A 22,595-nucleotide genomic window follows, 5' to 3' on the forward strand; every position below is an offset into this window, starting at 1 on the left:
AATCAGGGATTTTCCTATCTTTTTTATCCCAATTTTTGATATGCGTATCTTTTTCCATCTGGAATAGGGAAATAAACAATTCCTCGATAATGAAAACCAGTTGCTAAAATTGCTCTCTGCATGCCAATGTTCAACTCATGTGTGTCAATTCGCACATCACGAACTCCTTGCTTATGTCCCTCATTGACTAAGTGGATCAGCAATGACTTTGCTAAGCCTTTTCCGGATGACTGTTTAGCTACAGCGATACGATGGATGGAGAGGTAAGAAGCATGGCCTTCCCACTGACCATCTTGAATCGCAGTGTAAACTGGATCAACACCTGGAATTAAAGCTCCCATGGCTAAAATAGATACGTCTTCTAAAACAAACATTACCTTTGCTTCAATATCATTGCGCAATTTTTCTTCATTGGGTCCATAGCCATTTTGCCATTGAGGAGAGCCTTGCTGGCAAAGAATTTGGATGGCATCTTGAACAATTTCCATTAACGCAGGAAGATCTTCTAACGTTGCCTGTCTAAATTTCATTCATTTGCCTCTTAGTCAGTAATAGATTTTAACTTACCTCGAAATTCATCGATGGTTGTATATCCTTTTGCTTGCATAATTTCTTCTAGTTCTTTAGTAATTCGATCAAAAATTGCTGTTCCTTCTTTATGCAATTCAGTACCAATTTGTAACATTGTTGCACCACACAACAAATGTTCAAATGCATCTTGACCTGTACGAATCCCACCAGTACCAATAATTTTAATACTTGGATTTAAGCGTGTATAAAAAGCACGCACATTTGCTAAAGCAGTTGGTTTAACATACTCTCCACCAATTCCTCCAAAACCATCTTTAGGTTTAATCACTACTGATTCATTTTCTGTATCTATATATAAACCATTTCCAATAGAATTAATTGAATTAACATAAGTTAGAGGAAACTTATTTAAAATTGTCGCCATTTCATCAAAATGGGCCAAATCAAAATATGGCGGTAATTTTACCCCTAAAGGTTTTGTGAAGAAAGAAAAAACTTTTGTTAAAATTTCTTCTGTTAATGGGAAATCGTATGCTACTTGTGGTTTGCCTGGTACATTTGGACAAGAGAGGTTCAATTCTGTTATGCCATTAAAATCACTTGCTTGGATGATTTCTAACATCTCAATATTTTCAGCAACACTCATTCCAGCAATTGAAAAGAATATTGGTGTATCAAATCTATCTTGACGATCTATTGCGTAGTCTAAATAATATTGTAAGCCTAAATTAGGCAACCCCATAGAATTGATACTGCCTAATGGAACATCATAATAACGTGGAGAAGGATTTCCTTCGCGTAATTGTAGTGTTGAACTTTTAGTAATAAAAGCACCCGCAGTAGAATGAGCTAATTCATCCAATTCTTCAACTGTCATACAATGAATACCTGACGCATTCATCAACGGATTTTCAAAATTATAATCAACAAAGTTTGTTTGTAACATCGTATATTTATTCCCCTTTCTTTTTCTCTCATTAGTGTAGCTTTTTGTTGGTACAAAAGCAATAGCTAGTGAGTAATCCCATTTTATTTTTTCATAATAATATACGAAAAAAATTATAGATTTATTTTTAATTTATCCAAACAGTTTCACTTTTTATAAAATAGATTTTGTCATTATGATCTTCTTTTATTAGATACGCATTTTTTTTAATTTCATTGATTTCTTTTTGAGAATAACTATTTTCTTTCAAACAGTTCCTCAGCTCTTTTTCGGTAAAAGTAGATACCATAAAACCTTGTTTCCATTCAAATTCTTTACTCTTTTCAGTCTGTAACTTGAATGGTAGTTTTTCAATCTTGCTTAATCCTTCAAAAGAATTATCATAAGAATGGACAAATTGATCCACCGCAACAACAACTTGTGACTGCATAAATTCTTTTTCAAATACCCAAATTTTCAAGTAATAATGTTTATTTAATGAGTCTAGTTCTTTCTGCCAACAATCATATATCTGTATTAAACAATCGATGATTAATTTTTTATACCAACTTGGCAAAGAATACTGATTGACAGAATAAAAAGGATAAATCCAGACTTTAACATAATCCCTAGCATCAAGTTACAGGGTTTCTTTATCTACTAAATGTAAATTTCTGTTTTTCCAATATACAACGGCTCGTTTCTTTCTTTTCCAACCTCTGATTTTCTTCTGCCTAGAACCCAACTAATATTTCCTTTCTCATATATCTGTTTTTGATGGTGTATACAGTATATACTTTCCCATAAGTTAAGAAAATCTATTACATTTATAATTTAGACATATCTCATGTATTGTATAAAAATCTATATGTATTTTCTTAACTATCATATTTATGAGTATCATTCTATGGTTCCAATTTACATAAAAGTCTTTTAAGCATAGAAAAAGAACCCCCTCCTTTAGATTTTATGGCTTAATCCAAAGAAAACGGTTCTTTAATTGTCGTACACTTTTAATAACAACTTCATTGATATTCTAATTATAAAAAATCATTTATACCAACCCTAACGAATCCCCAACGCAATCCGTGCATAACGGCTCATCTTATCGGTTGTCCAGGTTGAAGGGAATTATTTTTTGTTATTTTACATTTTAGAAACTTCTATAAATCAACATTTTAACATCATAAGTATACTATTTGATCGTTTTTAAACCAACACATAATACTGATAATACGATTATTTTCTTTAATCTGAACCCTAAAAAATAACAAAGAAAAACTAGTATTTTTTATGGTTTATGCATATCATAGTTGTAATACTAAATAATTAGTTAGGAAGTGTCTTAATGCATTAAAGAAGATTTAATTATTTTAGGAAATGGTTTTGATTTGTCATGTGATCTGAAATCTAGTTATGGAGATTTTTATTCAGATAGAATTGATTTAATAACTGAGCAATCACTTGATTCTATACGACGTACATTTGAACATTTATATAGCCATAATTCATTGTATATTAATAGTCCTTGTACTCTAGTAGAAAATTCCTTTGATCTAAATTCTATTTTTAAAGCTACCTCTATACTTGATAATAATATAAGTGACTTAACTTTTTGGAATATAGTATTTTTCTATTCTAAATTAACCAATGCAAGCGAATGGCATTTAATAGAACAGCGAATACATGATTTTCTGGTTCCTTTAGATAATGTAGATTCAATTATAACTATGATGAGTTCTGACCATACTAATTTTAGATTAACTAAACTATCATCGACTACTCACATGAACGAGATAACAGCTGCAGGAATGATAAAACTTGCTATGGCTATTGCAAAGAAATATTTTCCAAAAGAAAGATACGCTGATAAAACTAATGAAGAATTTCTTTTAAATGAATTAAAACAGCTTGAAAAAGATTTCAATGTATATTTAGATAACAATGTTATTAGTAACGGAACTTCATATATTGATAAACAAGTGAACTTATTACGCAATATCATTAATGAGAATCATTCAGTTAATAATAAACAAGCAAGCATTCTCACTTTTAATTATACGTCTATTCCTGTAAATGACAAAAATCAAAGAATTGAAAATGTTCATGGTAGTTTAAAAAATCACGATATAATTTTTGGAATTGATCAAAAAAATATTGATTTTAATGATTATGCATATAAGTACACCAAAACTTTTAGGCAAATGATTTCTAATAATCATAAAAATAGGAAAGAGACGATATTGCCTAACAAAGATAAAATAGATTGTATTAAATTCCTTGAGTAGTTTGGATTATTCATATTTTCAATCTATTTTTGATTATTATGGTATATATTCTTCCTCTGTGACTTTAATTTTCTACTACAAGCCTTATGAAAGAATGACCAGTGAAAAATTACAATTGCAACAATCTGAACTTGTAACTAATATGTTAAAAGAATATGCTAGAACATTAGATAATAATAATCATGGCGAAAACTTGATTCATAAACTTTTATTAGAACAACGTTTAATAATAACAGAACTTGCGGTTTAGTTTTTTTGTATTATTTTTGAACAAATATTAGTTTATGACTGCTTTATAGAATCAAATATAGAGATAGTTGGTGTCACAAAACTATTTATAATTTTGGAGGTACTCAAATGGAAATATTAATTACAGATGCAGCGAATTTGGATTTTATCAAACTAACTAAAGTGCTGGATGAAAATTTAAATGGGATTAGCGCTGATCGACCGGAAGAAGAAAGAAATAAGTATGCCTCATTTAATGAACTATCAAATATAACTAAAGCCTTTGTATTGTATGATAAAGAAATTGCCATTGGATGCGCTGCATTTAAAAAATATGCAGCGAATACAGTTGAAGTGAAGAGAGTTTTTGTTAGTGAAGAATATCGTGGGAAAGGCTTATCGAAAATTATGTTGTTCGAACTTGAGAAGCAAGTGAGAAAAGATGGATTTAACCGACTTATTTTAGAGACTGGTAAAAACAATCGAGCAGCAGTGAACATGTATAAATCAATGAACTATCGAGAGATTGATAACTTTCTTCCATATACTGACATGGCAGATTCAGTTTGTTTAAGTAAAGATTTGTCTTAAAGGTGTCATGAATTGGCACCTTTGAATGCTAGGCTATAGAAGAATAAAAAAAGAAAGGAAGTATTTATGAAAAATTTATTTTTAGTATCCTCATTTGAAGAAGTTTCTACCGAGTTACGTTCATTTAATAGAGATTTGGTAGAAAAGACAGTTACGTTTATTCCTACAGCTAGCAACGTAGAAAAGGTAACCTTTTATGTTGAATCTGGTCAAAAAGCTTTAGAAAAGATGGGATTAATAGTGGATCACCTAGACGTATCTACTGCCAAACTAGGAGAAATCAAGAAGAAGTTACAAGAAAACGATTGTATTTATGTCACAGGTGGGAATAGTTTCTTTCTACTACAGGAATTAAAGAAATCTGGTGCGGATCAAGTTATCATTGAAGAAATACAAAAAGGAAAGATTTATATTGGTGAATCTGCTGGAGCAATTGTTCTTTCTGAAACAATTGAATATGTAAGAACAATGGATGATCCTAAAAAGGCCTCAAGTCTAAATTCTTTTTCGGGGCTAAATGTAGTTGATTTTTATACACTACCACACTACAAAGATATTCCATTTAGTGAAGTGACTATAGACATAGAAAAACAATATAAAGAACAATTAAACTTCTGCTTTATTAAGAACAATGAAGGGATTATTGTTGAAGGCAATCATAAGCGAATTGTTAAAACAGTTTAATTAAAAAGGTAACTGAACAACTAAATGGTACTCATTCAATAAGGGTATCATTTAATTGTTCAGTTGGAACTATAATAGAATCAAAAATAGCCGTAGAAAAAATTTTTTCAGATTCAAGTTGTTTGATAGAACAACAGGACAACCGTATCGTATTCGGTTCATTGCTTGCGTAGTTTCCATAGTCGCCTTGTATCCCGTTGCACCACCATATCAGCGCTTAGTTTCTTGCCCCTTTGTCCAAGGAAAACAAAATTGCTTTGTTGATATTCATTCCATTCTTCAAAATAATTACTTTTTGCTCTGTCGTATTTTAATTTTTGTTTTAAAATAATAGGGGATACAAAAAACAACTCTGTCCTTTCCGCCCTTACCGTTTTTGATAAAATAGAGTTTTTGCTAAAATTATCATCTCGTAAATTCCGTAACTCCGCCAAGCGGATACCCGTATCAGCTAAAAGCATAATCATCAAAAGAATACCTTCATCAACAAATAGTTTTCTTTTCCTCTCGTTTTGCTCATATTCCAGCGAGTTGCTTTGATTTTATTTTTTTGATATCGTCATCCGACCATGCAAAAACTAATACTTCTGGTTCTTTCATTTTGGGAACTCTTAACATAGGGTTTTTGTAATATTGGATGTATTCTTCTCCTTCAATATAGTTAAAATAGGCGCTGATTGCCTTTCTGTAAGTATTGACATATGCCGCTTTATTTCCTTGTTCAAAAACATAGACAAGGAAGCTTTTAACATGATTCAGCTGGATTTCATCTACATAATTAATGTTAAAGTTGCTATAAGTATGTTTTAAAAATCGCCCTACAAAACCTTGATTTCTTTTAATTGTCCCTTGTGTCAGTCCTCTTGATTTTTCAGATAGTTCTAGCTCCTTTAAAGCTGTAAAAATATCAATTTTGTACAAAACAAATAAGACCCCCTTATAAACCAATAAATTTAAAGTTGTGATTTATAAAAGAATCTTATTAAACAATGTTATTTTAATTCATTAGGATTACTGATAGAATGTGATATTTTCTTAAAAGTTTTCGGCTCCAAATCATCCATAAACCCTATTATACCAACCCTAACGAATCCCCAAAGCAATCCGTGCATAACGACTCATTTTATCAGTCGTCCATGCTGGATACCAAACCAATTTGACTTCGATTTTTTGCACTTCAGGTACATCTTCTAATGCGTCATGAATATTCTCAGTCAATACGTCTGCTAATGGGCAGCCCATGGTTGTTAAAGTCATTTTGATAATAGCTTCGCCAGTTTCACCATCAAATTCGATTTCATATATTAAGCCTAAATTGACAATATCGATTCCTAATTCTGGGTCAATAACTGTTTCTAAGGCAGTTAGAATGCGGTCTTTAATTTCTTCAATTTCTTGCTCTGTTCTTAGTTCGCTCATCTTACATCCCCCCTGTTGATTCTATAGAAATAATACCGTGTTTCTTGGCATTTGTAAATAAATGAACTTATCCTTGAGGGAATTCAATATTAAATGATGATACAATAAACATTGTAATACTAAAATATTATTTCAAGAATGGAGTCTAAAAATGAAAAAAGTAGTTAAAAGTAATTTGTTGGTAGCAATATTACTAGTCTTTTTAGTAGGTTGTACTAAAAAAGTAACAACAGCAGATTTAAAAGCGAATGATTGGCTCGTGGAATCAGCGAATCAAGAGGAACCCAATATGATTGCGTCTTTTTCTAATCATGTGATGACTATAAAAATAGACAGTGGTGGTCTAGCATCCAATACGGAAAATGAATGGGAAGCTTTGGGTGAGGAATTTGCAAAAAATTTAATAGATAATTTGGACTTCAAATTAGAATATACCTTAAAAAATAATGTCATGACTATACAAGATATTGAAGATGAGAGCAATAATACGGAATTTACAGTAACCAGAGAAGATAAGAATATTGTATTTACACCTAAAAAAGACGCTAGCTCTGAAACTTTACTACTCAAACCTTATGCAAAAACCGAAAAGAGTACCATGGAGTCCAGCTCTATTTCGTCTGCTAGTCGCTCTACTTCTTTCTCAACTGAATCGGAACTCACAGAAGAAACACGTTCTGTTCAAGTCACATTAGCTGATTTCATTGGTGGTTGGGGACTGCCTCAATCAGACACTTTATTTTTTATTGCCGCTGACGGTTCCTTTACTACTGGCGGGATTGATGGGGATACTCCTTCTTACCCAAGCTATTCTTTTAGTACTACACCAGATGGTAAATCCATGATGAGTCTCATCCATGAAAAGGAAAATACAACAGATCTAATTTTAGAAACCGATGGCACCCTAACAATTGAAGGAGCAACATATATCCACCTAGGCAACTACACTCTAGACGAATTCCGAGCTAAAAAAGCAGCTGAAGATCAAGCTCTTATAGAGGAACAAGAACACGTACATTCAGAAAATGTTACTTCCTCTGATGCACCGCTAATTCTTTTGAAGCAATCGAAAGCGCCAAAAGTTTTATGGCTGATGGCGGTGATAGTTCACAATTTGATAATTACACATTTAGTGACGATGCAGGAGTAATGGCCGATGCTTCGGGCAGACCTTATTATTCAATTCGTGTCAGACAAAATGGTTGGAATGGAATGAATTCCATGGCAATTGGCGTGATTACAGTATATGCTGATACTGGCGAATGTAGTTGGCAATAAACAACTATAAAAATCTAAACATCTATTACAGAATTACCAAAAAATTGATATAATTATAGATAATAGTTATGAACTATTAATCCAGTTTATAAGGAGGAAAATAATGGCAAAAGATGCTAGTTTTGATGTAGTCTCAGAAATGAATATGGAAGAAGTTAAAAATGCGATTCAAATGACATTGAAAGAATTGAAAAATCGCTTTGATTTTAAAGGGGCAACTGTAGATATTACGTTTGATAATCAAAAATTGACTATCGTAGGCGACGATGATTTTAAGCTAGAACAAATTAAAGATGTTTTGTTAGGAAAGTTAGTCAAACGTGGCGTACCTATTAAAAATATCCACTTTTCAGAAACAGAACACGCACTAGGAGCAAAATCACGTCAACATGCTGAACTAATTAGTGGGATTGATAAAGAAAATGCCAAAAAAGTAACTACAGCAATTAAAAATGCGAAATTAAAAGTAAAAGCTCAAATTCAAGACGATCAAATTCGTGTTACCGGAAAAAGTCGTGACGATTTGCAAGAAGTTATTCAATTATTACGCAAATTAGATTTACCAATTGAGCTTCAATTTACCAATTACAGATAAACATTTAGACTACGATAGCAGTCAAAGCAAAAATATCCGAACCATAGAAAGTGAGAAATGCTACTTCAGCAATCACCTTCTAGTTCGGATATTTTACTTGTATACTGCCTTATGTCAAAGACCTGTGTTAGCTATTAGATTACTTTAAGTGTTTTTGATGAAAAGCAAAATGCTCACCAATAAATGTCGCAATCGTAAAGTAACTATGGTCGTATCCATCAACTTTTTGATAACGAACATTCACTTTTCTCTTTTCTGTTGCTTCTAAAAAAGCTTGCTCATTTAATTGTTCTTCGTAAAAATTATCTGCAGTTCCTTGAGTAATATAAATAGGTGGCACAACATCGCCGTTAGCGATTAATGCCGTTGCGTCCCAATTCTCCCATTCTTTTTTATCGGTACCTAAATACGCTGTAAAAGCTTTGTTACCCCATGGTGTATTTAGCGGATTGCTAATCGGTGCAAATGCTGAAATCGCAGCAAAGCGTTGGGGATTCTTCAATCCAAGGATTAAAGCTCCATGACCTCCCATTGAATGTCCCATAATACTTTCACGTCCAGAAAAATTCGGTACTAAGTCATAAACAATTGATGGTAATTCTTTGGTTAAATAGTCATACATTTGATAATGCGTCTGCCAAGGTTTTTGCGTAGCATTGAGATAGAAACTCGCTCCTTGTCCTAAATCCCAGTTATCATCGTCTGCAACAGTTTCCCCTCGAGGCGAAGTGTCTGGAATAACCACTGCAATCTTGTATTGATCTGCATATTGTTGAAATTGTCCTTTTTGACTAAAATTATCATCGGTACAGGTTAAACCAGATAACCACCAAACAATTGGAATTTGCTGATTATCAGTTACTTGAGGTAAAAATACACTAAAGACCATTTCGCAATTCAATCTATTTGAGAAGTGGCGGTATTTCGTTTGATTTCCATTAAAAGTCTTATGTGTTTCCACTGTTTGAATCGTCATAGACTCACTCTCCATAAGTTAAAATTGTACGAATTGATTCGCCTTCATGTAATAAATCAAATGCTTTATTAATTTCAGTGAAATCTAAATGCCCAGAAATAAATGATTCCAAATCAATTTCGCCATTCATAAATTCTTTGACCATTGTTGGTAATTCGCTACGACCTTTTACACCACCAAATGCAGAGCCACGCCAAACACGACCGGTTACTAATTGAAATGGACGTGTGCTAATTTCCTGTCCAGCACCAGCAACACCAATAATAATACTTTCGCCCCAGCCTTTGTGACATGCTTCCAATGCCGAACGCATCACATGAACATTGCCAATACATTCAAAGCTATAATCGACTCCTCCATCAGTCATCTCAATCAATACATCTTGAATCGGACGGTCATAATCTTTGGGATTAACAAAATCTGTCGCGCCCATTTTTTTAGCTAGTTCCCATTTTTCGGGATTCAAGTCAATCGCAATGATTCGTTGAGCATTGGCTTTTTTCAATCCTTGAATAACAGCTAATCCAATTGCACCTAATCCAAATACTGCTGCAACAGCACCTTCTTCTACTTTTGCTGTATTTTTAACAGCGCCTAATCCAGTTGTGACACCACATCCAAATAAAGCCACTTTATCTAAAGGTGCTTCTTCATCAATTTTTACCACATTAATTTCATTTACAACAGTGTATTCACTGAATGTACTTGTTCCCATGTAATGATAAATGGGTTCGCCATTATATGAAAAACGTGTCGTCCCATCAGGCATCAGACCTTTTCCTTGAGTTTCACGTACAGCAGAGCACAGATTTGTTTTACCTGACTTACAGAATTTACATTCACCACATTCAGCTGTGTATAATGGAATAACATGATCGCCAGGTTTTACAGAAGTTACTTCATCACCTACAGCGACTACTACGCCTGCTCCTTCATGTCCTAAAACGGCTGGAAAAACGCCTTCTGGATCATCTCCAGATAAGGTAAAAGCATCCGTGTGGCAAACTGAAGTATATAAAATCTTCACCATCACTTCCTTAGCTTTTGGTTCTTCCACGTCAATTTCAACTATTTCTAAAGGTTTTCCTGGTGCAAACGCAACAGCTGCTTTACTTTTCATCTTCATTCCTTCTTTCAAGTTAATGTTTACAATTAATAGTATACATCATATAATACAAGACGTTAATACTGACAAATTTGTCACTTAAAAGGAGTACGTTGATGTTTCACTATAATGAAAAAGAATTTTATAATACGAAAGATTTAGCCATGTATGCTGTAGGAGGAAAATATAAAATAGCCATTGTCTGGGCTTTTTTAGAACACGGAACATTACGACTTAGTGAATTAACCAAAATCCTACCAGATATTAATCAACGAATGATTATTCGTCAACTACGAGAATTAGAAAGAGATCAAATTATTCACCGAACAATTTATCCAGTCGTCCCACCAAAAGTGGACTACGAATTAACAGAAATTGGGAACGAACTTTCAACAATTGTTCAGGAGATTTGTAAATGGGGAGATAAATATTGGTTAGCGCTCAATGAAAAAACCAGCAATCAAAATTAATTGCTGGTTTTTTGCCAAAATGTACGTAGTTCCTTTACTAAATCCTGTGGACGATAACACACAGTCGGTTGCCAATGTGGTGGAAATAATTGGCGATAACGCAGTGTATTGAAGCGTTGGTCAAGTAACAAAACTACACCTACATCTGTTAAATCACGGATAACACGTCCCGCTGCTTGTAAAACCTTATTCATTCCTGGTAATTGATACGCATATTCAAATCCTGAATCGGTGTGCTCATCAAAATATTCACGAATTAGTTCTTGCTCATGATTAATTTGTGGTAATCCAACCCCAACAATTGCACTACCTATTAGGCGCGTTCCTTTTAGATCGATACCTTCAGAGAAAATTCCTCCTAAAACACAAAAGCCAACCAATGTTTCTGCAGGATTAGCAACAAACTTTGCTAAAAATTGTTCTCTTTCTTCTTCATTCATCTCAGTATCTTGGACCATCGTTTGAACAGTTGGAAAAAGTTCTTTAAATAGTTGGTAAGTGTCATCAAGATATTTATATGACGGAAAAAAGACCAGATAATTTCCAGTTTTTTCTTGAACCATTGTAGCAATTGCTTCAACAATGTTTGGCAAACTATTTTGGCGTTGCTTATAGGTGGTTTGAATATAGTTTGTCAAACAAATTTTCTGATTCTCAATAGGAAAAGGACTCGTTAAGCGATATCGTAAAGCATCGCTTCCTCCTCCTAACATTTCTTGATAATAGTTTAGAGGACTAAAACTCGCTGAAAATAAAATACTCGCACTTCCCTTTTCTAACATTTTTTCCAAAAATGGAGCGGGTTCAATACAAAATTGACGAATACGCATGTCGTATGCATTTATTTCAACGGTTGTCTCATAATGATCATCATAAAATTCACTGATTTTTAGAAAATGCAAACAATCAAAATAAACTGTTAAAAGTTTTTCTTGTGCTGGATGTTCAGAATGTGCTGCTAACCACTCTTTGCTTAACTCACTAAACTTAAATAGTTGATTTAATAAGCTTTCAACTGGAGGTGCTTGATGATGAAATGTCCAATTGTCTTCTTTGGCAATTTGTTCCATAGCGGCAAATTCTTTGTCAATTTTATTTAACACTCGACGAATCTTTTTAAAGTCTTTTGGTAATTGCTCTTTTATTTGTTTAAACGCAGAACGAGTAATCGTTGCTGAATACATCTCACGTGAACGACTGACTAAATTATGTGCTTCATCTACTAAAAAATAATATTTTTCTTCTGGTTCCTCAAAAAAACGTCGCAAATAAACAGTTGGATCAAACAAATAATTATAGTCCCCTACAATCACATCACAAAACAAGCTAACATCTAAAGACAATTCAAAGGGACATAACCGGTGCTTTTTGGCATATTCTTCAATAACTGGACGGGTAAATTGATTTTCGTGATGTAATAAATCCCATAAGCCTTCATTAATACGATTGTAATACCCATCTGCATACGGACAATCATCTGGATTACATTTGCGCTCATCTAAAAAACAAATTTTATCTTTGGCTGTTAATGTGACACTTTTCGTTTCAGCACCAACATCAGCTAATGCTTTAAGTGCATCTTCAGCAACTTGACGAGTAATCGTTTTAGCAGTTAAATAAAAAATTCGGTCTGCCCGTTCTTCTCCTAAAGCTTTGAATGCTGGAAAAAGAGTGGAAATTGTCTTTCCTGTCCCAGTAGGTGCTTCTACAAACAGGCGTTGCTGATTACGTAAGGTTTTATATGCAGCAACGGCTAATTCTCGCTGTCCTTTTCGATACGAATCATACGGAAATGCTAACGCTTGAAGCGTAGAGGTTCTTAAGCGACGCCAATCTTCTTGGAAAAGTAACCATTTGTGGTATTCTATCAACAGCTCTTCAAAAAAACTTTTTAAAAACTCAAAAGTATACTCTCTTTTTTGACGGGTAATTAGTTCTTCTGTTGTTTGAAAATAAGTTAATTGTACTGAAATCTTATCAAGTTCTTCTTGCAAACTATAGAGATAGGCATACACCATTCCTTGATAAAAAAATAGTTCAATTTGGTCTTCACTTAAGTCTTCAAATTGAACTTCTGATGTTTTGATTTCATCTACAATCCAACGATTTTCTTGGAAAAAGATGCCATCAGCCCGACCTTCGACACTAATCTCATCCCCATTCACTAAAGCTTCAGTTTTTAAAAAGACTTCTTTTTGATATTCCTCTCCTGCTGCTTTTTGCAATTTACGATGGATTCGTGCGCCCTCTTGTGCTGTATGGTTACTGGTTTTACGATTATCAATGCTTCCTTTTCGTAAAATAAATTCAACCAATTTACGAACAGAAATCTTTCCTCGTTTCATCTTGTCACCTTCTTCAACCTACTATTATAGCGATTTCCTGGTAAATGTATAGCGAACAAAACGAACTTTAAAAAGACCTTTTATTTTTTGCTCATAAAATCTTTCAATAACTCTAAAAAATGTCGAAATGGCGTCGTATCAATTCCCATTTTTTTATAATTTTCTAAAATAGACTGTAATTCTAACCACAAATAGCCAACATACAGGACGTATAACATCACAATTCCTGTAAAACCGGGCAATAAAAATGCCACTGGTAAAAAGAAAACTAAAAGCATCATGCTAGCTATTTTTCGCAAGATACCGTTAATTCCTATTTTTGAAGTGATTTCTTGCTTAATTTTTGCTGCAATAATCCCACTAAAAAAATCCACAATCATAGCTCCTGCTAAAATCGATAACAAATACAAAATTTGTTGTTCTTTTAACTGATTTATCCATTCATCTATCATATTTTTCTCTCCTTTCAATCATACAAACGAAAAAAGAAGAAAAAATGTAAAAGAAATTTTGCGAAAAACAAAATTTCTTTTACATTTATTGCGTCATATCATATTGAACAGTATAAATTACATTATTTTCGTCACGAACACACGTTTTATCGTCTTGTTCAAAATAGAAATTTTTTTCAAAATCGCCATTGTGTAAACGAATTTGCTTTTTGTTTACAAATAATTCTACTTGTTTAAAAGTCTCCTCATAAACTTCATAAGGATCCTCTTCCCAATTAGTAAGTAAAAATGTTTTTTCAAAATCATGATGAACGGTTTCTGGTGTTCCCTCGTTCGTTGGTACATATTGCTTTACTACAGTCAACGTACCTTGACTAAAATCGTATACTCCTTGATTTTGTGGAAAACCATTGTTATCTACTTGCATTAATAAGACATTTTTTGGTGTCTCTTCATCTAAAGCAGGTAAACTTTCAACAACTAATGTATCTGCTGAATTAATGACTTCTGGAGATGATTGACAGGCAGCCCCTAATAAACAGAGCGTCGCCATATATGTTAGTAAAAGAAGCTTCTTCAAACGTCATCCCCCTCACTTAATTAATATCTACATGTAGTATAACAAAGAGCCGTTTTAAAAAAATTCAAAACCAATCATTTTTCATTCAATTTTTAAATTACCTCCTTTCTTTTAATCAGATTCTAGAAGCTTTCTCAGATTTGAAGAAAATTCCCTTCTAAAAACAAGGATATTTTTTTGTTAGAAGTCATAATTTACGTTATACTTATACCTGATAACACTCAGATGAGGAGGTCTTTTATGAAAATTACACGTATTATAACAGGACGTATTGAAGAAAATTGTTACTTGGTTTGGCAAGCAGATACTCTTTTAATCATCGATCCAGGTGCTGATGCAGAGATCATTGTGGAGCAAATAAAAAAGACAGCTGCAACACCTGTAGCTATTTTATTGACCCACACCCATCACGATCATATCGGTGCGGTAGATCAATTACGTGATTTATATCAAATTCCTGTTTATGTACATCCTTTAGAAAAAGATTGGTTGCAAGACCCTGTTTTAAATTTATCGGGGGGACAAAATATCACTGCACGTCCAGCAGAATATGAACTAGCATTAAAAGAGTATACAATTGGTGGAATCACCTTTAATGTTCGTGCAACTCCTGGGCATTCCATTGGTAGTGTTAGCTTTGTCTTTGATGACTTTGTCGTTTCTGGGGATGCGCTGTTTCGTGGAAGCATTGGACGAACAGATTTATACACTGGTAACCTAGAACAATTATTAACGAGTATTACTACGCAACTCTTTACTTTACCAGATGAATTACCTGTTTATCCTGGGCATGGCGATGCTACAACAATTGAACGTGAAAAACAAACAAATCCATTTTTTAAAAACAGATAGGAGCGAAAATTATGACAAAAACAGAGCTTTATATTGTTAGACATGGAAAAACAATGTTCAATACCCTCCAACGTGTACAAGGCTGGTGCGATACGCCGTTAACTAAAATAGGTGTTGAACGGATTCAGTACTTGGGACTGGGTTTACGCGACATCGATTTCTCAGAGGCCGTTTCAAGTGATAGTGGACGTGCAATTGAAACGATGCGTATTCTTTTGAGTGAACATCCTGATGGTCCCGTACTGCCCTATCGAGTAGATAAACGGATTCGTGAATGGTGTTTTGGCTCATTAGAAGGTGCGTATGATGCCGAAATGTGGGGCGTCATTCCACGTGTCTTAAATTTCAAAAATTATGATGAAATGATTGATCGTGATACTACCTTTAAAGAAATTTGCGAGGCAGTCTACAATGCCGACACCGCAAACTGGGCAGAAACTTATGACGAATTAAGTACACGTGTCTTAAATGGCTTTGAAGATATTGCGCATCGTGTTGAAAAAAATGGTGGTGGCAAAGCGTTAGTTGTTTCTCACGGCTTAACCATTGCTTTCTTATTAAATTTAGTCCGCGAAGAAAACAATGTTCGAATGGATTTAGACAACGGATCTGTTACACGCCTAGTATATGAGAATGGCGCGTTTAATTGCGAAGAGATAGGTTCCACAGAGTATATTGAAAAAGGCATCGAAATTTCTAAAAATTTATTAAGCTAAGAAATTTTCATTTTTTAAAATACTGATAAATCAACTTTAAAAACAGCAGACATTTTTTGTTTGCTGCTTTTTTTGAAAAAAAGTTGGTAATCTTTTTTAGAAACGGTATACTTATCAATGTCATTATGAAATGAAAGGAATGAAAAAATGTTTTTCGAAAATATTATTAAAGCAATTATTTTGGGTATTATCGAAGGAATTACCGAATGGTTGCCAATTAGTAGCACGGGGCATTTAATCTTAGCGGATGAGTTTATTAAGCTCAACGCTTCTGAAGCCTTTATGACAATGTTTAATGTGGTCATTCAATTAGGAGCAATTTTAGCGGTTGTCGTTCTTTATTTTAATAAACTCAATCCATTTTCTCCGTCTAAGACAACTGAACAGAATCGCGAGACTTGGTCTTTGTGGTTTAAAGTAATTGTAGCGATTATTCCATCGGTCATTATCGGATTGCCTTTAGATGATTGGTTAGAAGAAAACTTCCATAGCTTTTTACCAGTTGCAATTATGTTAATCGTTTATGGGATTGCCTTTATTGTGGTTGAAAAACGCAATAAATCAAAAACACCAAAGATTACTGATTTAACACAAATTACGTATCAATTTGCCTTACTTATTGGTATGTTCCAAGTTCTTGCATTAATTCCTGGAACTTCTCGTTCAGGGGCAACCATTTTAGGAGGTATCCTAATTGGCGCCTCTCGCTTCGTTTCAGCTGAGTTCTCCTTTTTCTTAGGTATTCCAACGATGTTTGGTGCAAGCTTGCTAAAAATCGTTAAATTCGTCGCTGGTGGTAATTCATTTGATATGAATGGTATTATCATCTTACTTGTTGGTACAGTCGTATCATTTATCGTCTCAATTATTGCCATTAAATTCTTAATGAACTACATCAAGAAAAATGATTTTACTGCATTTGGTTGGTATCGAATCATTCTTGGTATTATCTTAATTGGCTATTGGGCATTTGTGATGTAAAAAAAAGAGATGCTGCTTTTATGCAGACATCTCTTTTTTTTACGTATTTTTAATAATCAAACCATCGATGATATCCACGGCTTCTTCACTTGCATTTAAGATAGATTCAAAACGATCATAAATCTCTTTCCATTTTATGATTTCTAAAACATTTGTCTCTTCACTAAATAGTTGTTTTTTCAAATTACTAAACAACAAATCGCCTTCTGATTCAACATCATTTACTTCGACAATCATATTTTTTAGAGTTTTAGAATTTTTAAACTTAGGAAATTCTAACATCGCTGTATGAACGCCACGAGCTGCTTTATTCACTAAGCTAGCAAAATGCTCTGTCTCTGGGCGCATTTCTGTAATCACTAAATTTTCAAATAAATACGTCATACCATTGATACCATCGATAATGTCATCTAAACATTCAGAAATAATCAAAATATCTTCACGGTCAATCGGTGTAATAAACGCATCGTATAATTCGTTTGTTAATTCATCAATCATACGGTCGTTTTCTTTTTCCAAGCGATGAATTTCTTCAGCTTTTGTCTCAAATGTGCTAACAGAATAATTATTTATAATATCTTCTAAAATTTCTGCTGCTTTGTGTGAATTTTCTGCTAAAAGTTCCATTGTATTAAAATAGTTGTATTGTTTTTTTCTTGCCATGTTTTTCTCTCCTTAAAAAATTGCAACAAACAGTTTCGCCATCACATATGCAATAACTCCACATCCTGGGAAAGTCATTACCCACGCAAAAACCATTTCTTTGACGATCCGCCAATCGACACTTGATAAACGTCGAGATGCACCGACACCCATAATTGCAGTTGTTTTTGTATGTGTTGTTGAAACAGGGATTCCAAAAATAGAAGCTAAGAACAAGCAAATTGCTGCACTTAAGTCCGCAGAAAATCCTTGGTATGTTTCTAATTTAACCATGTCCATTCCGACTGATTTAATGATACGCATACCACCTACTGATGTTCCAATTCCCATTGTGATTGAACATAACGCCATCACCCAAATAGGGATAACAAATCCATTCCCTGTTTTTTCAGCTAAGTTATTATAAAATAATCCTAGCATAAATACACCCATAAATTTTTGTCCATCTTGTGCGCCATGCAAAAAAGCGTTTGCCGCTGCTGCACTTGCTTGGCCCCACGTGAAAAATTTATTCGCTTTTCTTCTTGGTACATCACGGAAAATCAACACAAGTAATTTTGTGATTAAATAACCGCCTCCAAATCCTAGGACAGTTGAAACAACCAAGCCAATAAGAACTTTTGTCCATTCTTGTCCATTGACAGCATTGAAACCGCCTAATGCCATAGCTGAACCAGTTAACCCAGCAATTAATGCATGTGATTCACTAGTTGGAATACCAAAATACCACGCAGCAACTGCCCAAACGACAATAGAAAATAGCGAAGCTGCGAGCGCTACTTGGGCTGCTTGAATTCCTTGAGAGTCAAATGAAACAATATTACTAATTGTTTCTGCTACTTGTGCATTAAAGAATGTCATTACTAACGCACCTAAAAAGTTCATTACTACCGCAATACCAATCGCCACATTCGGTCTTAAGACACGTGTCGAAACTGCAGTCGCAATTGCATTCGGGGCATCTGTCCATCCGTTTACAAAGATTACACCCATTACAAGTGTAATGGTAATAACTAATGCAATGCTCAAAATTTACACCACCATTTCGTTTTTCGTTGTCATCATAGCATAAAACTAACATTAGATGGAAGCAATTTTTTAAAGAAAGGTTTCTTTTGTATAAAAAAAGTAAATTTTGAAAACAAAAGCTGTTTTTTTCGTAAATTATTTGTAAAATTCACTATTTTTTGTGTTAAGTAAAATTTCTTTACAACTTATTATTGCATTGCTCCCTTTGTTTATGTATAATGACTAGTGTTGATTTATACGTTTTTCGTATAATAACTTTTTATTCGGAGGTGAAACAAATGCCAAACATTGAATCTGCAATCAAACGTGTGCGTACAAGCGAAATTGCTAACGCTAAAAATTCATCTCAATTGAGCACAATGCGTACAGCAATCAAAAAATTTGATCAAGCTGTTGAAGCCGGTGCTGATAACGTAGATGCGTTATTTAAAGATGCTGTCAAAGCAATCGATATGGCTGAGTCAAAAGGATTAATCCATAAAAACAAAGCTGGCCGTGACAAATCTCGTCTAAGCAAAAAAATCGCTAAATAATTAAAAAAAAGAGGGTAAGCGTAAAGCTTCTCCTCTTTTTTTATTTTCCGTGTAAGCGATGAGCTGTTTTCAAAACAAACAATTGGAATAAAAACTCTTTTTCCATGCGTCCACTTTTTATTAAGTAATCATTTTCAATTAGCTCATCATAAAGATGTGCTAAATCTTTTTGATTCAGTTTTTTTGCTTGTTGCATCGCAAGTTTTACCCGATATGGATGCACTTTTAAGGTCTCTGCAATATTTCCTTGTTGATAACCAATTTTCATTAAAATTGCCGTTTGCAGTAACAAACGAATCTGACTAATTAAAATTGCATTGATTTTAATCGTCTCTTCTCCTTGAATATATAAGTCATCATACAAACGTAAAGCCGCTTCGGTTTTTCCTTGTAATACATAATTTGTTAAGTCAAAAACATTATCTTCTAAGGATTTAGGGACAAGTTGTTCCACAGCTTGTTTTGAAATTCTTTTTTGTTCTCCTGCATATAAGCGAAGTTTCTCTAACTCTTGCATGGCTTTGGATAAACGCATATCTGTTAAACGGATAAACAATTCAAACGCATCTCGTGCCATCACTAACTCGTCATTATCCAACGTCTGTTGCAAATAACGACGAACCTCTGCTTCTTTCATTGGTTGAACATCGATGACTGTTGCTGCTTTTTTTAGCTGTTTGGTAATTTTTTTACGCTCATCTAATTTTTCATAGGCGGCAAAAAAGACAACAATCGATGTGTCGTTTGGGTCTTTAAGATATTCTAATAAACCTTCAATATTATGTTCAGGTGCATTGCTCTTTTTTTCTGCAGTTAGAAAAAAAGGATTGTCAACAAATATCAAACGGTAGTCTCCAAAAAAAGGCGTCGATTGTGCCTCATCCAATACCATGTCTAAGGAATCTTGTTCTAAGTCAAATTGTGCAAAGTTCAAGTCATCTTGGTCAACATTCAAACTCTCTAAAAAAACATCTCGAATTTGTTGTTGTAAAAAATCTTCCGTTCCTAGGACAACATAGAGTGATTGGAATTTTTGTGAGCGAATCTCTTGTAGGGCTTGTTGGGTATTCATCTATTTTCCTCTCCAATCTTTCATTGGTTATCCTACCATGAAGCAATCTTAAATGCTAGTATTCTTTCGCTAACCACACCGTTGGCTCTTGTTCTTTTATTCCCCATAAATAGCGAATCATTCCCGATTGATCCGTTCTAAAAACACGAACCTGATTTTCAGCCAACGTCTCCAGTACTTCTGGATGTGGATGATTAAACCGGTTATTTTTACCACTCGAAATAATCCCCTGTTTCAATTGGATTTTTTTAATAAATTGATTATCTGTTGATGTTTTGCTGCCGTGATGACCTAATTTCATAACATCGACAGTTAAATTTGGATAGTCTTTCAAGAGTTTTCGTTCCCCATCTTTGCCTAAATCTCCTGTCATTAAAAAACGCATACCTCGAATCGTAGTAGTTAATACGAGCGAATCTTCATTTTCACCTTTACCGTATTTAGGAGCTAATACTTGTAACGGCAGACGCTTTCCGATGACTTCATTCATCTCTACTTCTCGAATTTTGGTCCTCTTGGGTAGTTGCTTGGCTAAGCGCTGAATACTGGGATGCTGGAGGCTTCCTTTACCAATATACACCCATTTTACTGGAATTTTCTCGATAACCTTTGCAGCGTCTCCAAGATGATCTGCATCGCCATGTGTAAGAAATAACCCATCTATTTGACGCACACCTTCTCCTTTTAAAAAAGGTAATAAGGTATACTCTGCTCCTGCACGATATGTTCGTTGTTGCCATTCTTCTTGTTCAAAGGATAGTCTGCCTCCTGTATCAATAACATATACTTCCTGATTGAATAGGCTTTGAATAACTGTACTATCCCCTTGCCCCACATCCACAAATGAAATAGACGTTTTAAATGAACCGAACTGAATGACTATCAAAACAAGCATAGGGATAAAAATTAACCACTTTTTACGATGATAATAAAGGAATAAACTCCCGAATAAAGTGACAATTACACTTATTATCGCCGGCTCTCCAGTCACCCAAACCATAGATTTGGTTAAACTTAACAAACTTTCAAATGCCTGAATAACAATAAGCAAAAGATTCGTTAATCCCTCTACAGGTATTCCCACTAGTGCCAGTCCACAAATTAACAAACTAAACGGCAAAAATAAATTAAAAAACGGCCCACAAATTGTCGTTAATACGCCACCCAGTAAAGGTATCTCAAAGAAAAAATACATAAAAATCGGGGCTGCTAAAACAGAAATCACTTGAGATCGCCATAGTTGAGTAACGAAGCGATTATCTTTGGCATCTTGAATCAAAATAAACCATGACATCCCAAGCGATAAGATGCCTGAAAGTTGTAATAACGTTTTAGGATCCAATACCAATAATAAAAATAACACCATACTAAATCGATCCATACTAGACAAATAAAATTGTTTCTCTTTAAAAAATAAATTCAACAGGTACAACAAAGAAGCTCGCAATACACTCACTTCTTGCCCAAATAAAAAAATACCAAAGAAAATACCCAAACAACTAATAAAGCTAAATTCATTAAATGTCAATCGACTACGACGTAAGAGCCGTAAAAACCAACCATAAAATAAATACACATGCGTACCGGAAATAGTAAAAAAGTGTAGAATTCCACTGCTACTATAAATATCCTGAATTTCATGGAAATCACGGCTTTTGTATCCCACTAGTAATGCTAAAAAATAAGTGGAAACTTTTTCAGGAAAATTTTCTTCTAACCAATCAATACAACTCGCTCGAATCTGACGCAAGACTGAAAAACCTGATGCTTCTTTTTCAGAAAGAATCTCTTCAATTTCGAAAACACCTAATTGATTAGTAGAGAAATAAAACCATTGTGCATCAAATCCATGTTGATTCCGTTGTCGTTCTATTTCTCGAAAAGACCCTCGAACTTTCATAATTTTGGACCAGTTTTTTCGAATTTGCCACTGTTCCTTTTCTTGTTCGCTAGAAACTTTATATTGGCCTTTAATTTCCCCTTGATCAGTCATCCCTTCAAAGTTAACCAAATCGCCATTTAACTGAATCGTATCTGGAAAAATCTGAACGTCTGTCACTAGCTCTTTTTCAATAGGAACTGGAGGTAATTTTGTTTGTTGTCCTCTCAATAATACAAAAAAGCTGCAAAAAACAGCGAGTAACACTAATGTTACTTGTTTTTTACAGCAAATTATACCTAGAAAATAGCACCCTATTATTAAAAAAAGAGGTTGATCTAATAACCACGCATGCAGAAAGCTAACCATACATATTAAAGGAAATATCAATTGGTTCTTCCAA

The 22,595-nt window shown here is 34.0% G+C and carries 26 protein-coding genes; 11 read left to right on the forward strand and 15 right to left on the reverse strand.

All coding sequences use genetic code 11. From position 1 onward, the window contains the following. Window positions 1–23 precede the first annotated feature (23 nt). From DOK78_RS09945 to DOK78_RS09955, 3 genes are all read right to left on the reverse strand, one after another. The gene (locus DOK78_RS09945) at window positions 24–530 is read right to left on the reverse strand and encodes a GNAT family N-acetyltransferase (protein WP_207940502.1); all 507 of its coding nucleotides are present in this window, start codon (window positions 528–530) and stop codon (window positions 24–26) included. 11 nt (window positions 531–541) lie between these two features. Then, window positions 542–1,477, reverse strand: coding sequence for a dihydroorotate oxidase (locus DOK78_RS09950; protein WP_207940501.1), 936 nt, complete (start codon window positions 1,475–1,477; stop codon window positions 542–544). Window positions 1,478–1,604: 127 nt separating this feature from the next. Further along, entirely contained in the window at window positions 1,605–2,033 is a 429-nt protein-coding gene (locus tag DOK78_RS09955; RefSeq protein WP_243430433.1) for a hypothetical protein, read from the reverse strand. 814 nt (window positions 2,034–2,847) lie between these two features. Here DOK78_RS09955 and DOK78_RS09960 point away from each other — a divergent pair. The 3 genes from DOK78_RS09960 to DOK78_RS09970 all read left to right on the forward strand — a co-directional run bounded on the left by DOK78_RS09960 (window position 2,848) and on the right by DOK78_RS09970 (window position 5,247). Further along, entirely contained in the window at window positions 2,848–3,744 is an 897-nt protein-coding gene (locus tag DOK78_RS09960) for a hypothetical protein (RefSeq protein WP_207940500.1), read from the forward strand. 357 nt (window positions 3,745–4,101) lie between these two features. Further along, complete coding sequence (locus tag DOK78_RS09965; RefSeq protein WP_207940499.1) at window positions 4,102–4,563, forward strand: GNAT family N-acetyltransferase; 462 nt, start codon at window positions 4,102–4,104, stop codon at window positions 4,561–4,563. A 66-nt stretch (window positions 4,564–4,629) separates the two neighbouring features. Then, on the forward strand, window positions 4,630–5,247 hold the full coding sequence (locus DOK78_RS09970; RefSeq protein ID WP_207940498.1) for a Type 1 glutamine amidotransferase-like domain-containing protein: 618 nt from the start codon (window positions 4,630–4,632) through the stop codon (window positions 5,245–5,247). A 158-nt stretch (window positions 5,248–5,405) separates the two neighbouring features. Here DOK78_RS09970 and DOK78_RS09975 read toward each other — a convergent pair whose 3' ends face one another. From DOK78_RS09975 to DOK78_RS09985, 3 genes are all read right to left on the reverse strand, one after another. Then, a complete protein-coding gene (locus tag DOK78_RS09975) occupies window positions 5,406–5,714 on the reverse strand; it encodes a hypothetical protein (RefSeq protein ID WP_207940497.1) in 309 nt (102 codons plus the stop codon). A 49-nt stretch (window positions 5,715–5,763) separates the two neighbouring features. Continuing rightward, window positions 5,764–6,168 carry a phage integrase N-terminal SAM-like domain-containing protein gene (locus DOK78_RS09980; RefSeq protein WP_207940496.1) on the reverse strand — a complete coding sequence of 135 codons (405 nt, stop codon included), beginning with the start codon at window positions 6,166–6,168 and terminating at the stop codon, window positions 5,764–5,766. Between the two features lie 162 nt (window positions 6,169–6,330). Beyond that, window positions 6,331–6,666 (reverse strand): metal-sulfur cluster assembly factor, encoded by a 336-nt coding sequence (locus DOK78_RS09985; protein ID WP_207940495.1) that lies wholly within the window; start codon window positions 6,664–6,666, stop codon window positions 6,331–6,333. Window positions 6,667–6,817: 151 nt separating this feature from the next. Between DOK78_RS09985 and DOK78_RS09990 the strand changes: the two genes are divergently transcribed. The 3 genes from DOK78_RS09990 to DOK78_RS10000 all read left to right on the forward strand — a co-directional run bounded on the left by DOK78_RS09990 (window position 6,818) and on the right by DOK78_RS10000 (window position 8,539). After that, window positions 6,818–7,816 (forward strand): DUF4950 domain-containing protein, encoded by a 999-nt coding sequence (locus tag DOK78_RS09990; protein ID WP_243430431.1) that lies wholly within the window; start codon window positions 6,818–6,820, stop codon window positions 7,814–7,816. Then, window positions 7,816–7,944, forward strand: a complete 129-nt coding sequence (locus tag DOK78_RS09995) for a hypothetical protein (RefSeq protein ID WP_279381635.1) — start codon at window positions 7,816–7,818, stop codon at window positions 7,942–7,944. Before DOK78_RS09990 ends, DOK78_RS09995 begins: the two co-directional genes overlap by 1 nt. Window positions 7,945–8,047: 103 nt before the next feature. Next, window positions 8,048–8,539, forward strand: coding sequence for a YajQ family cyclic di-GMP-binding protein (locus DOK78_RS10000; protein WP_207940494.1), 492 nt, complete (start codon window positions 8,048–8,050; stop codon window positions 8,537–8,539). A 139-nt stretch (window positions 8,540–8,678) separates the two neighbouring features. On the opposite strand, the gene fghA is transcribed toward DOK78_RS10000, so the two are convergent. Both fghA and DOK78_RS10010 read right to left on the reverse strand, forming a co-directional pair. Then, window positions 8,679–9,515, reverse strand: a complete 837-nt coding sequence (gene fghA / locus DOK78_RS10005; RefSeq protein ID WP_243430429.1) for an S-formylglutathione hydrolase — start codon at window positions 9,513–9,515, stop codon at window positions 8,679–8,681. A 4-nt stretch (window positions 9,516–9,519) separates the two neighbouring features. Beyond that, window positions 9,520–10,635 (reverse strand): S-(hydroxymethyl)glutathione dehydrogenase/class III alcohol dehydrogenase, encoded by a 1,116-nt coding sequence (locus DOK78_RS10010; RefSeq protein ID WP_207940493.1) that lies wholly within the window; start codon window positions 10,633–10,635, stop codon window positions 9,520–9,522. Between the two features lie 101 nt (window positions 10,636–10,736). Between DOK78_RS10010 and DOK78_RS10015 the strand changes: the two genes are divergently transcribed. After that, a complete protein-coding gene (locus DOK78_RS10015) occupies window positions 10,737–11,090 on the forward strand; it encodes a winged helix-turn-helix transcriptional regulator (protein WP_207940492.1) in 354 nt (117 codons plus the stop codon). Here the strand turns inward: DOK78_RS10015 and DOK78_RS10020 are convergent. From DOK78_RS10020 to DOK78_RS10030, 3 genes are all read right to left on the reverse strand, one after another. After that, window positions 11,087–13,435, reverse strand: coding sequence for an ATP-dependent DNA helicase (locus DOK78_RS10020; RefSeq protein ID WP_207940491.1), 2,349 nt, complete (start codon window positions 13,433–13,435; stop codon window positions 11,087–11,089). The two genes, DOK78_RS10015 and DOK78_RS10020, sit on opposite strands and share 4 nt — an antisense overlap. Window positions 13,436–13,515: 80 nt before the next feature. Beyond that, window positions 13,516–13,887 (reverse strand): phage holin family protein, encoded by a 372-nt coding sequence (locus DOK78_RS10025; protein ID WP_207940490.1) that lies wholly within the window; start codon window positions 13,885–13,887, stop codon window positions 13,516–13,518. Between the two features lie 85 nt (window positions 13,888–13,972). Then, on the reverse strand, window positions 13,973–14,467 hold the full coding sequence (locus DOK78_RS10030; protein ID WP_207940489.1) for a hypothetical protein: 495 nt from the start codon (window positions 14,465–14,467) through the stop codon (window positions 13,973–13,975). 240 nt (window positions 14,468–14,707) lie between these two features. Between DOK78_RS10030 and DOK78_RS10035 the strand changes: the two genes are divergently transcribed. From DOK78_RS10035 to DOK78_RS10045, 3 genes are all read left to right on the forward strand, one after another. Next, complete coding sequence (locus tag DOK78_RS10035; protein ID WP_207940488.1) at window positions 14,708–15,319, forward strand: MBL fold metallo-hydrolase; 612 nt, start codon at window positions 14,708–14,710, stop codon at window positions 15,317–15,319. Between the two features lie 11 nt (window positions 15,320–15,330). After that, window positions 15,331–16,035, forward strand: a complete 705-nt coding sequence (locus DOK78_RS10040) for a histidine phosphatase family protein (protein ID WP_207940487.1) — start codon at window positions 15,331–15,333, stop codon at window positions 16,033–16,035. A gap of 147 nt (window positions 16,036–16,182) precedes the next feature. Next, window positions 16,183–17,016, forward strand: a complete 834-nt coding sequence (locus tag DOK78_RS10045; protein ID WP_207940486.1) for an undecaprenyl-diphosphate phosphatase — start codon at window positions 16,183–16,185, stop codon at window positions 17,014–17,016. A 39-nt stretch (window positions 17,017–17,055) separates the two neighbouring features. Here the strand turns inward: DOK78_RS10045 and DOK78_RS10050 are convergent, their stop codons facing one another. Continuing rightward, complete coding sequence (locus DOK78_RS10050; RefSeq protein WP_207940485.1) at window positions 17,056–17,679, reverse strand: DUF47 domain-containing protein; 624 nt, start codon at window positions 17,677–17,679, stop codon at window positions 17,056–17,058. Between the two features lie 12 nt (window positions 17,680–17,691). Then, on the reverse strand, window positions 17,692–18,708 hold the full coding sequence (locus DOK78_RS10055; RefSeq protein ID WP_422389679.1) for an inorganic phosphate transporter: 1,017 nt from the start codon (window positions 18,706–18,708) through the stop codon (window positions 17,692–17,694). Window positions 18,709–18,986: 278 nt separating this feature from the next. Between DOK78_RS10055 and rpsT the strand changes: the two genes are divergently transcribed. Next, a complete protein-coding gene (gene rpsT, locus DOK78_RS10060; RefSeq protein ID WP_207940484.1) occupies window positions 18,987–19,241 on the forward strand; it encodes a 30S ribosomal protein S20 in 255 nt (84 codons plus the stop codon). 40 nt (window positions 19,242–19,281) lie between these two features. Here rpsT and holA read toward each other — a convergent pair whose 3' ends face one another. Together holA and DOK78_RS10070 are read right to left on the reverse strand one after the other, a co-directional pair. Continuing rightward, window positions 19,282–20,313: a DNA polymerase III subunit delta gene (gene holA / locus DOK78_RS10065; RefSeq protein ID WP_207940483.1), complete on the reverse strand. Its 1,032-nt coding sequence runs from the start codon at window positions 20,311–20,313 to the stop codon at window positions 19,282–19,284. A gap of 55 nt (window positions 20,314–20,368) precedes the next feature. Continuing rightward, entirely contained in the window at window positions 20,369–22,423 is a 2,055-nt protein-coding gene (locus DOK78_RS10070) for a DNA internalization-related competence protein ComEC/Rec2 (RefSeq protein WP_243430426.1), read from the reverse strand. Between the last annotated feature and the right edge of the window lie 172 nt (window positions 22,424–22,595).

The organism is Enterococcus sp. DIV2402, assembly GCF_017426705.2.
GTDB lineage: Bacteria > Bacillota > Bacilli > Lactobacillales > Enterococcaceae > Enterococcus_F > Enterococcus_F lowellii.